Genomic DNA, 14451 nt, shown 5'->3' with positions numbered 1-14451 from the left:
AGGCAGGTTTCAATCGCGATGGCGGCGCTGGTTCTGAACACAGTACCGGAACCACTTTTCAGGGACAGGCCCAATGACCAAGACCCTCGTCATCGATAATTACGACAGCTTCACCTACAATCTCGTGCATTTCCTGGGCGAGCTGGGCGCCGACATTACCGTCGTGCGCAACGACAAGATCACGCTTGATGAGATCGCCGCCATGGCGCCCGAAGCCATCGTGCTCTCGCCCGGCCCCTGTACACCCAATGAGGCTGGCATCTGCCTGGCCGCCATCGAGCGGTTCAAGGGCGAGATCCCCATGCTTGGCGTGTGCCTGGGCCATCAGGCCATGGGCCAGGCCCTGGGTGGCGAGGTGATCCGCGCGCCCCACCTGGTGCATGGCAAGACGTCCAAGATCCATCATACCGGCAAGGGCCTGTTCCGCGGCCTCAACAATGATTTCGAGGCCACGCGCTATCACTCGCTGATCGTGCGCAGCGAAAGCCTGCCCGATGTGCTCGAAGTCACCGCGACCACCGATGATGGCCTGATCATGGGCATGCAGCACAAGACGCTGCCCATCCATGGCGTGCAGTTCCATCCCGAGAGCATTGCCAGCGAGAATGGCCATGCCCTGCTGCAGAACTTCCTCACCATAGCCCGCGACTTCAACCAGAAGCGAGCCGCCTGATGGACATCAAGCAAGCCCTGAGCAAGATCGCCGACGGTCGCGATCTGACCGGCGAGGAAATGCGCGGCGTCATGCGCATCATCATGGCCGGCGAAGCCACCCCCAGCCAGATCGGCGCCTTCCTGATGGGCATGCGCGTCAAGGGCGAGACTGTGGTGGAGATCGCTGCCGCCGTTTCCATCTTGCGTGAACAAATGGTGCCGGTGACCGCGCCCGAGGGGGCCATCGACATCGTTGGCACTGGCGGGGACGGCGCTGGTACGCTCAATATTTCCACGGCCAGCGCCATTGTCGTTGCCGCCTCAGGGGTTCCGGTGGCCAAGCATGGCAATCGCGCGCTGTCGTCCAAGTCTGGCGCCTCACAGGTGCTGGAGGCCCTGGGCGTCAAGCTCGACCTCACCCCGACCGAGATCGGCGCCTGCGTTGGCAGCGCCGGCATCGGCTTCATGTTTGCGCCCAGCCATCATCCGGCCATGCGCCATGTCGGCCCCTCGCGCGCTGAGCTCGGCACGCGAACGCTGTTCAACCTCCTTGGCCCTCAGTCCAATCCAGCTGGCGTTCGCCGCTATCTGCTGGGCGTCTATGATGAGCGCTGGGTCGAGCCGGTAGCGGCAGCGCTGCTCGCCAATCGCGCCATCAAGGCCTGGGTTGTGCATGGTAGCGACGGGCTGGATGAAATCACCACGACCGGGCCGACCCATGTCGCCCAGATCGAGGGCGGGAGCCTGACCACCTTTGAAATCACGCCCGAGCAGTTTGGCCTGCCGCGGGCAACGCTGGACGATCTGCGCGGCGGCGATCCGGCCGACAACGCTGTTGCGATGCACGCCCTGCTCGATGGCAAGCCCAGCGCCTACCGCGACATCGTGCTGCTGAACAGCGCGGCGGCCCTTTTGGTGGCGGACAAGGTCACCACAATCGAAGACGGCATTGCCATGGCACGCGAGGTCATCGACAGCGGCAAGGCCAAGGACACACTCGCCCGGCTGGTGGCGGTATCGAACGGACGACAGGCATGACCGATATTCTCAAGCAGATCGAGCAGTACAAGCGCGAGGAGATCGCCGCGGCCAAGGCCATGCGGCCCTGGGCCGAGGTGGTGGCGCAGGCCCATGACCAGCCCGCCCCGCGCGGCTTCGTCAAAGCCATCAAGGCCAAGCGCGCCGCCGGGCAATATGCCTTGATCGCCGAAGTGAAGAAGGCCAGCCCCTCCAAGGGCTTGATCCGCGCCGATTTCAACCCGGCCGAGATCGCCCGCAGCTATGAAATGGCTGGCGCCGCGTGCCTCTCGGTGCTCACCGACCGGCCGAGCTTTCAGGGCTCGCCCAGCTATCTGATCGAGGCCCGCGCGGCCACGCAGCTCCCCGTGCTGCGCAAGGACTTTCTGTTCGAGACCTATCAGGTGGCCGAGGCCCGCGCCTGGGGCGCCGACTGCATCCTGATTATTCTCGATGCCGTGGGCGACGATGTGGCGCGCTATCTGCTCGACGCGGCCGAGGAATGGAAGATGGATGCCCTGGTCGAGGTGCACAACCAGCTCGAGCTCGACCGGGCTCTGGCCTTGGGCGCCGGGTTCATCGGCATCAACAACCGCAATCTGCGCACGTTCGAGACGACGCTGCAGACCTCGATCAACCTGGCGGTCGGCGTGCCCAAGGGCACGCTGCTGGTCAGCGAAAGCGGCATCGGCGGTCATGACGATCTGGTCAAGCTCGATCAGGAGGCCGGCATTGGCACATTCCTGGTCGGCGAGAGCCTGATGCGGCATGAGGACGTGGCCGCTGCGACCCGCGCGCTGCTCATGGGTGCGCCGCAGGCCGCCCGCTGATGGCCGGTGGACTGACCCATCTCAACGACAAGGGCGAGGCCCATATCGTCGATATCGGTGACAAGGCGGTTACCCGTCGCCGCGCCGTAGCCCAGGCGCGCCTCGTCGGCCAGCCGGCGACCATCGCCACCATCATGGGCGGTGGACTGAAGAAGGGCGATGCCCTGGCCGTTGCCCGCATCGCCGGCATCATGGCCGCCAAGAAGACTTCCGAGCTGATCCCGCTGTGCCACCCCATTGCGCTGACCAAGGTCAGCGTCGAGCTGACCCAACAGGGCGACGACGCCATCCTGATCGCCGCGACGGCGGAGACCACGGGCCAGACCGGCGTCGAAATGGAAGCGCTGGTTGCGGCCTCGACCGCCGCGCTCACACTCTACGACATGGCCAAGGCCATCGACCGCGCCATGGTCGTGACCGATGTGTGCCTGATGGAAAAATCGGGCGGCAAATCGGGCGACTTTCATCGCGACGATGCGGACGCGTCATGAGCCTGTTGCCGGTCGAGGACGCCATAGCCGCCATTCTGGCGCGGGTGCCGGCCTCGCGAGGCGAAGCCGTGCCCCTGGCCGAGGCCGCCGGTCGCGTGCTGTTTGCGCCCTTGCTGGCCGGGCATGACCAGCCGCCGTTTTCCGCCAGCGCCATGGATGGCTATGCCGTGCGCGCCGCCGACATCGTCCCGGGTCATGCCCTGCGCCGGATCGGCATGGCTCAGGCCGGCGCCGGCTTTGCCGGCAGTGTTGGCGCGGGCGAAACCGTGCGCATTTTCACGGGTGCGCCCCTGCCCGCCGGCGCTGATGCCGTCATCATGCAGGAAGAGGCTCAGCCCGAGGGCGATCTGGTCCGCTTTTCCAGCCAGCCGCAGCCGGGCCGCAGCGTCCGCCCCCTGGGCAGTGATTTTGCCCGCGGGCAGCGCCTGCTTGAGCCGGGCACTCGCCTCACCGCCATGCAACTGGCCGTGGCCGCCGCCGCCAATGCGCCTGAACTCTCGGTCGCCCGGCGCCCCCGGATTGCGCTGCTGGCCACCGGCGACGAACTCGAACTGCCGGGCGCCGTATTGGGGCCCGACCAGATTATCGCGTCGAACAGTTTTGGCCTGGCGCCACTGCTCGCCCCCTATGCCGAGTCCATCGCCGACCACGGCATCGCCCGCGATGATCGCGCCGAGCTCAGGGCCAAGCTCGAAGCCATCTTTGCCACTGAGCCCGATGTGGTCATCACCACCGGCGGCGCCAGTGTCGGCGAGCATGACATCGTGCAGGAGATCCTGCTCGACCTCGGGGTGACGCTGGATTTCTGGCGCATCAACATGCGGCCGGGCAAGCCACTGATGTTCGGCACCCGCGGCAAGACGCTGGTCTTCGGCCTGCCGGGTAACCCCGTCTCGGCCATGGTCACGGCGATAGTCTTCATCAAGCCGGCGCTGCGCGCCTGGCTGGGCCTTGCCCCGCAGCCGGTCTGGCATCTGCCGCTGGCCGGCGCGACGCCGGCCAACACCGCAAGGCGCCACTTCATGCGCGCCGAGCTTGTGCATACACCATCGGGCCCCATGGCCCGGCCGATCAGCCAGACCGACAGCGGGCATACGTCCTCGCTCGCCGCGGCAGACCTGCTGATCGTCCAGCCCGAGCATGATCCCGGCCAGCCGGCCGGCGCAGTCGTCGAGGCATTGGTGATCGACGCCTTCTGAGGCTCCAGACGGCGCAAAGCTGGGATTTTGCGGGGATATTGCAGAACATAACTGGAACACGTATAGTCGTTCTGTCTATGTTCCGATTCTCTCCCCGAGGGGCCCATGCTCACGCGCAAACAACACGAGCTGCTGATGTTCATCCATGAGCGGATGAAGGAAAGCGGCATCCCGCCGTCGTTCGATGAGATGAAGGATGCCCTCGATCTGGCGTCCAAATCGGGCATTCACCGGCTGATCACGGCGCTGGAGGAGCGTGGCTTCATCCGCCGCCTGCCCAATCGGGCCCGGGCGCTCGAAGTGGTCAAGCTGCCGGACTCGATGAACCCCTCGCTTGGCGGCCGCAAGGCGCGCTTCGAGCCGGCGGTGATCGAGGGCAACTTGGGCAAGGTCGCGAGCCCGCCGGCGCGCATGTCCGCTGCCGAAGACTATGCCCGCCCCATCTCTATTCCGGTCATGGGCCGCATCGCGGCCGGTACGCCCATCGAGGCGATCCAGAACCATTCGCACACCATCATGGTGCCGCCCGAAATGCTGGGGAGCGGCGAGCACTATGCGCTCGAAGTGCGCGGCGACTCCATGATCGATGCCGGCATTTTCGATGGCGACACCGTGCTCATCAAGAAGCAGGATCAGGCCAGCACCGGCGAGATCATCGTGGCTCTGGTGGATGATGAGGAAGCCACGCTCAAGCGCCTGCGCCGCAAGGGCAATACCGTTGCGCTCGAGGCCGCCAATCCGGCTTATGAAACCCGTATCTTCCCGCCCGATCGCGTCAAGGTGCAGGGACGGCTGGTGGGTTTGCTGCGCAAGTACTGACATCCATGCGCGCCGGCAGTCCGGAGGCGGCAATGGCACTTTATGCGGAGCGCATCAATGCGCATCGCTTTGAGCTGGTCGCACCACTGATTGCCGATGAGGCTGTTTTCTGGTTCGGCGATGGTTCGCATCGGGGGCATGCTGCCATCAGTCGGGCCTTCGCCGCGACCTGGCGGGTGTTGAGCGACGAAACCTATTGGCTTGAGGATGTTGAGTGGATCGCGCGCGGCGATCGTGCGGCGGTCTGTGTCTATCGCTTTTGCTGGCGCGCCAGTGTCGATGGAGTGCCGACCACCGGCATTGGCCGGGGCACGTCGGTGCTGGCCGATGGTGCCGATGGCTGGCAGATTGTGCATGAGCATCTCAGCCCGGAGCCGGATCGGTCTTGAGGCGTGAGCGCGTAGCCGCACACGCCCTGCTTCCCTCGCGTGCTGGCGCGGTCACAGTCTGGTCTGTGCGATCCTGGGGCGTCGGCGTGACGACGTCCGGCTCTTTTTGTCCCTGGTGTCCGGCTTGCCTGTTCTCCTGGGTAGAGGCGGGGCGAATGACTGGCACGCCCTAGTCTGCCGTCTTTATTTCCAGCCGGGTCACCCAATCAGCCGGGTCTGGAACCTCGGACGGGTCGGTTTCGTAGATTTCCAGCCGGCAGGCAAAGTGGTCGCCGTCTGCCGCCGGAGTCATATCCCATGCAATGCCGCGCTCCTTGGCCCAGCCGATCAGCATGGCGGTGGCGTCATAGAGCTGGTCGTAGGGGCCGGTATGGGTGGTGCTGACAAAATTGCCTGCGGGCAATGTGCCGAACTGCACCGGTCCATCCCCCTGCCCGGCCGCTTCCACTTCCACGCCGGCCTCGATCTCAAGCGTCGCCGCCATGTCGATGCGCCGGTAGTTGTAGAAAGGCGCGCCCACCGGGGCGATGCCGTGCTGACCCAGCCAGGCGAACAGGGCCGGGAAGCCTTCGTCGGCCGGCTTGGCGACCGCGCTCATGGGCACGGTATAGCTGATGAAGGCGTAAGGCCGGGCGGGCCTGGGCTGAGTTTGTGGAACGGTGAGCACGGCGGTCTCCTCTGGCTGGATGATGCACTGCATCGTCATGCCGACAAGACGAGCCACGGCGCCCGGTTTCGACAGGCCCTTGACCGGTATTCGTGGGCCCTATGGCCGCTCGCTGGGCGGCGGCACGGTCGTGCTGGTTTTGCACTCGATCAGCCACACGTCATAAATCGCGTGGTCGATGGCGTGCAGTGCCGGGCTGTCGGCGAACATCCAGCCGGTGAAGATGCGCTTGGAGGCGCCATTGAGGCTGCGCTGGTCCACCTCGATGAAGGCTGAGGTGCGCTGCGTTTCAGTGGCTGCGCGGTTGTAGCAGGCGCGCGGCGTGATCTCGAGTGCGCCGAACAGCACCGTCTCGTCGATATAGACGTCGAAGCGCGTGATTCGACCGGTGATCTTGTCGAGCCCGGCGAAGGTCGCCACCGGATTGGCGATCGGCTGCGCCTGAACGGGCATGGCCAGCAGCGCCAGGGCCGCCAACGGCCCCAGCATGGTGCGCATGCGGGTCAGAATGGGTCGGTGGCGCAAGGCGCCGTCCTTATTCGGGCGACCAGGCGGTGTAGTCGCCGGTCACGCGCGGGCGCTCGCCCTTGCTAAGCAGGCTGCCATCGGGACGGTAGGCGGCTGCGGTGCCGGTGAGATTGGGCTCGTGCGGCAGCTGCCAGGGCTTGGCGACGTAGTTCGCCTTGGTGGGCACCACGTCGGTACGGTGGTGCATCCAGCCGTGCCAACCCTCGCCAATGGTGGAGGCGTCGGCATAGCCGGCATAGGTCACATAGCGGCGGTCCGCCTTGCGATCCTGATAGTATTTGTTGCCGAATTCATCGCTGCCGACGTAGTCGCCAAAGCGCCAGATCCACAGGCGTGTGCCCCACGTCTGGCCGCTCCACCAGGAGAAGATTTCTGTCAGGAACTGCTTGATACCGGATTTGGCCAATTCTTCGATTCCGTCGTCGTCGAGGATGCGCTGGGGCGGGTGTACCATGGGTCGCTGGCACAGCCTAGTGTTGCCGGGCTGGTTTGATGGTGTTTTTGCGGTGCACGGGCATTGGCGATGACGCCGCTATAGATAGTGCCTTTAGCGTCATGGCGACCGACAGGCACAAGCGCTGGTGTGTGCCGTTGTGTGCCGGCGGCAAGCGCGATGGGGTCGAAATATCTGCGCTTGACAGCTTTTTGGGGCGGCGATTCTGTCTTTTATCGGCATGGTTAGCGATGCGCTAATGCCGCCAGGTGCGACCGGGAACACCAGGATTCGCGGGCGCTTAGCGGAGGTTTTTCGGCAAGTTCATGTGACGGAAAGGTGACATGAAATGCCGCCTCAAGCGGGCCAATCAAGAGCCCGTTTTCCTTGCCATTTGTCCCCACAATCCACATATTGAGCCTACTAGACGTTGTCACTCGACCCTGCCCGACCACTACACCTTGTGATTTCTTGCGTTGACGCTGGATTTGAATCGGCAGATGTTTTTAGCCAGTTCGCGGCGCCTCCCGCTGCGGGCGAAAGACCCCTGCTGAAAGCGCTGGCAACAGATCGGCACCAGGCATGGGCACAGGCAAGTTTTTCGGACCCGGCCACGGGTTCGGTGGGTGACGCGTCAACACAGATTTGGATGAGAAGCCGGTTTTCGGCTCGCGGGCCTTCGTGTGCCCGCTACATTGGGGACTAAGACGACTATGCGCATTGAACGCCGGTTCACGACAGCCAACCAGGATCGCTACAGCGGCATCGAATTCCGCTCGGCCACCAGCGAGATCCGCAATCCGGACGGCTCGGTGGTCTTCAAGCTCGAAGACATCGCGATTCCGTCGACCTGGAGCCAGGTTGCCGCTGACATCATTGCGCAGAAATATTTCCGCAAGGCCGGCGTCGCCAAGGTGCTCAAGAAGGTTGAGGAGAATTCCGTCCCCAGCTGGCTGTGGCGCTCGGTCCCCGATGAGGCAGCGCTCGCCAAGCTGCCCGAAGCAGAGCGCTTTGGCTCGGAAATGGACAGCCGCCAGGTATTTGATCGCCTGGCCGGCACCTGGACCTATTGGGGCTGGAAGGGCGGCTATTTCGACAGCGAGGAAGATGCGCGCACCTTCTTTGACGAGCTGGCCTATATGCTGGCCACCCAGCGCGTGGCGCCCAACAGCCCGCAGTGGTTCAACACGGGCCTGCACTGGGCCTATGGCATCGATGGCCCCGGCCAGGGCCACTTCTATGTCGACCCCTTCACCCACAAGCTGGTGAGCTCTAAGAGCTCCTACGAGCATCCGCAGCCGCATGCCTGCTTCATCCAGTCGGTCAATGACGATCTGGTCAATGACAACGGCATCATGGACCTGTGGGTCCGCGAAGCCCGCCTGTTCAAATATGGTTCGGGCACGGGCACCAATTTCTCGGCCCTGCGCGGCGCCGGCGAACGCCTGTCGGGCGGCGGCAAGTCGAGCGGCCTAATGAGCTTCCTCAAGATCGGTGACCGCGCTGCCGGCGCCATCAAGTCGGGCGGCACCACCCGTCGCGCCGCCAAGATGGTGGTGCTGGACATCGACCACCCCGATGTCGAGGAATATATCAACTGGAAGGTCAAGGAAGAGCAGAAGGTCGCCGCGCTCGTCACCGGCTCCAAGGTGGTCTCCAAGCACCTCAAGGCTATCATGAAGGCCGCTGTCAACTGCGACGGTTCGGGCGATGACTGCTTTGACGTGGCCAAGAACCCGGCCCTCAAGCGCGAAGTGCGCGCCGCCAAGAAGGCCCTGGTGCCGGAGAACTACATCTTCCGCGTCATCCAGTTCGCCAAGCAGGGCTATACCGATATCGAATTCCCGGTCTACGACACCGATTGGGACAGCGAAGCCTACCTCACCGTCTCGGGCCAGAACTCGAACAATTCGGTGCGCGTCACCGATGATTTCCTGCGCGCCGTTGAAGGCGACGGGGAATGGCAGCTCAAGGCCCGCTCCTCGGGCAAGGTGACCAAGACGCTCAAGGCGCGCGACCTGTGGGAACAGGTGGGCTATGCCGCCTGGGCCTCGGCCGATCCGGGCATCCAGTATCACACCACCATCAATGAGTGGCACACCAGCCCCGAAGCCGGTCCGATCAATGCGTCGAACCCCTGCTCGGAATATATGTTCCTGGATGACACCGCCTGCAATCTGGCCTCGGTGAACCTGCTGCCCTATCGCAATACCGATGGCAGCTTCGATACCGCCGCCTATGAGCACACGGTGCGCCTGTGGACCATCGTGCTCGAAATCTCGGTGATGATGGCGCAGTTCCCGTCCAAGGCGATTGCCGAGCGCTCGTTCGAATATCGCACGCTGGGCATTGGCTATGCCAATATCGGCGGGTTCCTGATGACCTCGGGCATTCCCTATGACTCGGTGGAAGGCCGCGCCATTGCCGGTGCCGTCACCGCCATCATGACCGGCGTCAGCTACGCCACGTCGGCCGAAATGGCCAAGGAGCTGGGCCCGTTCAAGGACTACAAGCGCAACGCCAAGCACATGCTGCGCGTCATCCGCAACCACCGCAACGCCGCCCATGGCAATGCGACGGGCTATGAAGGCCTCTCGATCACGCCCGTGCCGCTGGACCATGCCAATCTGAGCGATGCGGCTCTGTCCGAACGCGCCAAGCTGGCTTGGGACAATGCCCTGGCGCTGGGCGAGAAGCATGGCTTCCGTAACGCCCAGGTTTCGGTTATCGCCCCCACCGGCACCATCGGCCTGGTGATGGATTGCGACACCACCGGCATCGAGCCCGATTTCGCCCTGGTCAAGTTCAAGAAGCTGGCCGGTGGCGGCTACTTCAAGATCATCAACCGCGCCGTGCCGCCGGCCCTGCGCACCCTGGGCTATTCGGAAGGCGACATTGCCGAGATGGAGGCCTATGCGGTCGGCCATGGCAATCTCAACCAGGCGCCGGGCATCAACCCCTCGACGCTGCGCGCCAAGGGCTTTACCGACGACAAGATCGCCGCGCTCAATGCCGCGACCGCCTCGGCGTTCGACATCAAGTTCATCTTCAACCAGTGGACGCTGGGTGCTGATTTCCTCAAGAGCCTGGGCGTCACCGACGAGCAGCTCAATGACTTCAGCTTTGACCTGCTGAGCTTCCTGGGCTTTTCCAAGAAGGACGTCGAGGCCGCCAATATCCACGTCTGTGGCGCGATGACGCTCGAAGGCGCGCCGCACCTCAAGGCCGAGCACCTGCCGGTGTTCGACTGCGCCGCCCCCTGCGGCAAGATCGGCAAGCGCTCGCTCTCGATCGAGAGCCACATCCTGATGATGGCGGCGGCTCAGCCGTTCATCTCGGGCGCCATCTCCAAGACCATCAACATGCCCAATGATGCGACGGTGGAAGACGCCAAGGAAGCCTATATGATGAGCTGGCGCCTGGCTCTGAAGGCCAACGCCCTCTATCGCGACGGGTCCAAGCTCAGCCAGCCGCTCAATTCCTCCGTCCTGGCCGCGGCCGATGACGATGAGGATGAGGCTGCCGAGGAACTGGCGGCCATGTCGGCTGCCGCCCGCGTGCCCCATGTCGCCGAACGCATTGTCGAGCGCATCGTTGAAACGGTCGTGCGCGACCGCGAAAAGATGCCCGATCGCCGCAAGGGCTATACCCAGAAGGCCGTTGTCGGTGGCCACAAGGTCTATCTGCGCACCGGCGAATATGACGATGGTCGCCTGGGCGAGATCTTCATCGACATGCACAAGGAAGGTGCCGCCTTCCGCGCGATGATGAACAATTTCGCCATCGCCATCTCCCTGGGCCTGCAATATGGCGTGCCGCTGGACGAGTATGTGGAGGCCTTCACCTTCACCCGCTTCGAGCCCGCCGGCATGGTGATGGGCAATGACCGGATCAAGAACGCCACGTCGATCCTCGACTATGTGTTCCGCGAGCTGGCCGTGTCCTATCTGGACCGCGACGACCTGGCCCATGTGAACCCGGAAAGCCCGACGTCGCTGGGCAAGGGCAATGACGAGAGCAAGGGTGGCCGCACCGCCCCTGCCCCCGTCGCTCCCATGCAGGCCGATCGCTTCGTCTCGCGCGGCATGACCCGCGGTCGCGTCAACAACAAGAGCCTGATGATCGTCTCGGGCGATCACCAGTTCAATCCGGTGCAGGCGATGCAGACCTCGACGGTGACGGCCCTCAAGACGGCGACAGCCCTCAAGACCGACACCCAGCTCAGCCCCTCGGCCTTCGCGCCGGCGGAACTGAACCCGATCCCCAGCCCGCCGCCGTCCAAGGACACGGGCCTGCTGCGTGCCGAAGCCCAGATGAAGGGCTACACCGGCGACCAGTGCACCGAGTGCCACAATTTTACGATGGTCCGGAACGGCACGTGCCTGAAGTGCGATACGTGCGGCACGACGACGGGTTGTAGCTGAGACTACCTATTTCGCTGCAAGTACTTAAGGTAGGACAGCACGTCCTGAGCGTATCTAGGAAGCCCAGAATTCTGGGCTTCCATGTGGTGAGAGGCCTAGAGTCTTAAACTCAGACGCAAGGCTCTAAACGAACCGAACAATCAAGCGCAGTTATTCAAAGTAAATAGACGGCGGCGAGATTTTCTCGCCGCTCAATCTCCGAGAGAACAATACATGAACTGGCCGGTGGGCGGCGGAGAATGCACACAAAATGCCGATCACTCGCGACAACCACTTCGTGCCTCAGTGGTATCAGAGGCAGTTTCTCGTCGACGGTCGGTCGAAGCTCAGTGTCCTCGACAAATCGCCGCCAACAAGAGTTCTCGCCAACGGCCGCATAGTTCAGACGGGTCGTTCAATCGAGGACAAGGCGCCCATAAGCGCCTTTTTCGAGGAGGACCTGTACTCAACCTTCTTCGGAACCGCGGTGAATGATGAGATTGAACGCAAGCTTTTTGGGGATATCGACAGGCGTGGCGCCGTGGCTGTTAAGGCCTTCGCCGCAGGCGGTGAAACCAATTGGCACGCACACTTTCTGACTTTTTTCGAGTATCTGGATATCCAGAAGGTCCGCACTCCTAAAGGCCTGCAATGGCTGCGCGCACAGTACCCACAACTCAGCCAGAACGAGCTCATGCGCGAAATGCAAGGCATTCGCAGGATGAACTGTACGATATGGACTGAAGGGGTTCGCGAGATCGTTTCAGCAGAGGAAGTCAGCACAAAGTTCTTGGTGAGCGACCACCCTGTAACAGTTTACAACCACGCAATGCCGCCGGAGAAATTTGGTCCCCACGACCCGGCAATTGCACTGAAAGCGTCTCAGACAATCTTCCCTCTGGGTCCCGACCATTGCCTGATCCTGACCAACCTGGAATACGCCCGAGATCCAAGTGTCTTGCCGTTGACCAAGCGTACATTTCCTCGCAACTACCGGCAGTCGATGGTCAATACGATCAACTTCATACATAAGCGCAAGCTCACAGACCTTCAGGTGGCCGAGATAAATCTGGTCATAAAAGCAAGTGCCAAGCGCTATGTGGGAGCAGGACGCAAGGAATGGTTGCACCCCGAGCAAGTGGTCACATCGTCTTGGTCAGAGATCAAGGAAACACTTCTTCCGCCGACGGATCAGCTTTGGCACTTTGGTGGCGAGATGTACGCCAAGTTCGACAGCGGACATGTGCACTACCAGGACTCGTTTGGTAGGACGGAAAAGGAGCGAGAGTTTCTCAAGAAACAGGTTTCGACTACTTCGCTGAAGCCAAAGGACGGGTGCGGGTGCGGGTCTGGTCGCCGATTCCGAGACTGTTGTGACCGGAAGCCTGTCAATCTGCGGCCAACATGGGAAGAGAAGAGCATCCGCGAAAGAAACCTGATGTTGTGCAATGGCATCATCAATGTTCTCGAGTTGGACGGCACTCGGGACTGGGCCTCAGTAAGGCGTTCGCTTACCGATGAAAAGATTGCAGAAATATATAGCCTCTATGAGGGGCTCTGGCCTCTTGAGACGGATTTGCTATCACTTTTGCCTAAGCCAGATGGCACACCACGGGCGGTATACGCCGGCCTCATTCACCCAAACCATATTGCCAACTTCGCCCTTGGGGCCGCTCCGTATTTTGGACAAATCATCGTCGAAAATCCGTTCATTCATCCTGGCATTGTGAATGACGAATTCAACCCGGTAAAATTCCCAAGTAAATATCGCGATGAATTTTTGAAGGCAGTTGTCTTCTTTATTAACGTGGTGCCCTTTGTTGACGCTGGCTTCATCAACCTCATTCCCGATCCCTGCGATTTTGATTTTCATCTGCGCGAGCAAATGATGGCCATGGCGGAAATTAGGGCACAGCAGTCGAAGGCGAGCATCGACGATGAGCCTGCAGTCCGGGATATCATGATGCAAGACATGAGGCGCAGCATCGAAGGGATAACGCCAGAATCAAAACTTCGGAGGGACCTCGCAGAGATCATGCCCGAACTTGAGCAAGGTGATGTGAACGCCGCAATTCGTTACCTTGCTGAAAAACGCGAAGCTGATCCTCTGGCATCACTGCGAAACGTAGACCCAACAGCTGACCGAGGCGGCCAATTTCAATTGGCACGGCTGGCGCCAAATTTCGAGATGGCAATGTATATCGCGCAGGCGACCGGATCACACATTGTCACCGACAGCGAACACCGCTGGAGGGAACTCAAACGTGCATCTAGAAAGATCATGTTGGGGATGCCTCCGCTGCTTGCTGAGCTGTCTGAAAATCTTGATCAGTCCACGTTCTCAATAGGCTACCGCTTTGAAGACTTGGCGGATCAGATGTGTAGCCCCACTTTCCATGGATATGCGACCATCTTCCGTGAGGCCTCTTCGTACCTTGCCAAAGTCAGCGCTGGTGGACAGCCACGCCGGCAGAATTTTGAGGCGCACCTTGGAGCAAAGTTCATGAAGACGCATGCCTCTGCGCAAGCGTCGATCCGGAAATCGAGGCCCCCTGTAACAATTGGCAAGATCACTGGTCTTTTCCCTTTTGGGGGTATCCAGGACAACAGCGTCAATCGGTTGCTATTAATGTCCAGCTCTGAGAACCACCTTCCTTCAGTCCCCATGGCATTCCGATTCAGCAGGTCCGTCGCTTGATTTTGGGTATGCACGGAAACCCAGCGCATTGATGGCGTTGGCTAAGCTATTCTGGCCATGTCTCATCGCGAGGCCTAGTATGAATGCCCTGCCAATGCACGAGCAAAGCCCGCCAGTGACATAGATCTGGCGTCGCCTCGAACGGTAGCGACACAACAGTTGGGGATGGCTTCGGTGAAAACTTCTACCCCTCCCGATCCCCCACATACGCCGTCATCCCCGACACACCCCGTCCTAGCCGCAAAATCCGGCAGTCACTGCACCAGACGCACCGCGCCAAACCGACAGGATTTTCTGCCGCCCCGTTTCTAGCCTGTCTGTCG

Annotated in this window: 12 protein-coding genes; 9 read left to right on the top strand and 3 right to left on the bottom strand. The window is 61.9% G+C overall.

The window, feature by feature from the left end; genetic code table 11:
• The first annotated feature begins 73 nt into the window (after positions 1-73).
• The 7 genes from K1177_RS05905 (at position 74) to K1177_RS05875 (ending at position 5399) form a co-directional block, all read left to right on the top strand.
• Positions 74-673, top strand: a complete 600-nt coding sequence (locus K1177_RS05905) for an anthranilate synthase component II (protein ID WP_224702380.1) — start codon at positions 74-76, stop codon at positions 671-673.
• Complete coding sequence (gene trpD / locus K1177_RS05900) at positions 670-1692, top strand: anthranilate phosphoribosyltransferase (protein ID WP_224703701.1); 1023 nt, start codon at positions 670-672, stop codon at positions 1690-1692. The genes K1177_RS05905 and trpD overlap by 4 nt, the downstream gene beginning before the upstream one ends.
• A complete protein-coding gene (gene trpC / locus K1177_RS05895) occupies positions 1689-2501 on the top strand; it encodes an indole-3-glycerol phosphate synthase TrpC (protein WP_224702379.1) in 813 nt (270 codons plus the stop codon). Before trpD ends, trpC begins: the two co-directional genes overlap by 4 nt.
• Positions 2501-2992, top strand: a complete 492-nt coding sequence (gene moaC, locus K1177_RS05890; protein ID WP_224702378.1) for a cyclic pyranopterin monophosphate synthase MoaC — start codon at positions 2501-2503, stop codon at positions 2990-2992. Before trpC ends, moaC begins: the two co-directional genes overlap by 1 nt.
• Positions 2989-4191, top strand: coding sequence for a molybdopterin molybdotransferase MoeA (locus K1177_RS05885; protein ID WP_224702377.1), 1203 nt, complete (start codon positions 2989-2991; stop codon positions 4189-4191). The genes moaC and K1177_RS05885 overlap by 4 nt, the downstream gene beginning before the upstream one ends.
• Before the next feature lie 105 nt (positions 4192-4296).
• Positions 4297-5010 carry a transcriptional repressor LexA gene (gene lexA, locus K1177_RS05880; RefSeq protein ID WP_224702376.1) on the top strand — a complete coding sequence of 238 codons (714 nt, stop codon included), beginning with the start codon at positions 4297-4299 and terminating at the stop codon, positions 5008-5010.
• A gap of 32 nt (positions 5011-5042) precedes the next feature.
• Positions 5043-5399 carry a YybH family protein gene (locus K1177_RS05875; RefSeq protein ID WP_263574782.1) on the top strand — a complete coding sequence of 119 codons (357 nt, stop codon included), beginning with the start codon at positions 5043-5045 and terminating at the stop codon, positions 5397-5399.
• Positions 5400-5568: 169 nt separating this feature from the next.
• Here the strand turns inward: K1177_RS05875 and K1177_RS05870 are convergent, their stop codons facing one another.
• From K1177_RS05870 to K1177_RS05860, 3 genes are read right to left on the bottom strand one after another with little or no spacing between them, the layout of a single operon-like run.
• Entirely contained in the window at positions 5569-6123 is a 555-nt protein-coding gene (locus K1177_RS05870) for a GyrI-like domain-containing protein (RefSeq protein WP_224702374.1), read from the bottom strand.
• Positions 6124-6165: 42 nt separating this feature from the next.
• Entirely contained in the window at positions 6166-6591 is a 426-nt protein-coding gene (locus K1177_RS05865; protein WP_318153274.1) for a DUF2155 domain-containing protein, read from the bottom strand.
• Between the two features lie 10 nt (positions 6592-6601).
• Complete coding sequence (locus K1177_RS05860) at positions 6602-6985, bottom strand: NADH:ubiquinone oxidoreductase subunit NDUFA12 (RefSeq protein ID WP_224703699.1); 384 nt, start codon at positions 6983-6985, stop codon at positions 6602-6604.
• A 755-nt stretch (positions 6986-7740) separates the two neighbouring features.
• Here K1177_RS05860 and K1177_RS05855 point away from each other — a divergent pair.
• Both K1177_RS05855 and K1177_RS05850 read left to right on the top strand, forming a co-directional pair.
• Positions 7741-11451, top strand: coding sequence for a vitamin B12-dependent ribonucleotide reductase (locus K1177_RS05855; RefSeq protein ID WP_224702373.1), 3711 nt, complete (start codon positions 7741-7743; stop codon positions 11449-11451).
• A gap of 250 nt (positions 11452-11701) precedes the next feature.
• Positions 11702-14128 (top strand): DUF4238 domain-containing protein, encoded by a 2427-nt coding sequence (locus tag K1177_RS05850; protein ID WP_224702372.1) that lies wholly within the window; start codon positions 11702-11704, stop codon positions 14126-14128.
• Positions 14129-14451 lie beyond the last annotated feature (323 nt).

This window comes from Devosia aquimaris, assembly GCF_020169335.1.
Lineage (GTDB): Bacteria > Pseudomonadota > Alphaproteobacteria > Rhizobiales > Devosiaceae > Devosia > Devosia aquimaris.
The sequence above is the reverse complement of the archived record's forward strand: the minus strand, read 5'-3'. Positions and strand labels throughout refer to the sequence as shown.

Coding starts and splice junctions, on each gene's coding strand:
- K1177_RS05905 (WP_224702380.1), top strand. CDS start 74: ATGACCAAGACCCTCGTCATCGATAATTACGACAGCTTCACCTACAAT.
- moaC (WP_224702378.1), top strand. CDS start 2,501: ATGGCCGGTGGACTGACCCATCTCAACGACAAGGGCGAGGCCCATATC.
- trpC (WP_224702379.1), top strand. CDS start 1,689: ATGACCGATATTCTCAAGCAGATCGAGCAGTACAAGCGCGAGGAGATC.
- K1177_RS05850 (WP_224702372.1), top strand. CDS start 11,702: ATGCCGATCACTCGCGACAACCACTTCGTGCCTCAGTGGTATCAGAGG.
- K1177_RS05885 (WP_224702377.1), top strand. CDS start 2,989: ATGAGCCTGTTGCCGGTCGAGGACGCCATAGCCGCCATTCTGGCGCGG.
- K1177_RS05875 (WP_263574782.1), top strand. CDS start 5,043: ATGGCACTTTATGCGGAGCGCATCAATGCGCATCGCTTTGAGCTGGTC.
- K1177_RS05855 (WP_224702373.1), top strand. CDS start 7,741: ATGCGCATTGAACGCCGGTTCACGACAGCCAACCAGGATCGCTACAGC.
- lexA (WP_224702376.1), top strand. CDS start 4,297: ATGCTCACGCGCAAACAACACGAGCTGCTGATGTTCATCCATGAGCGG.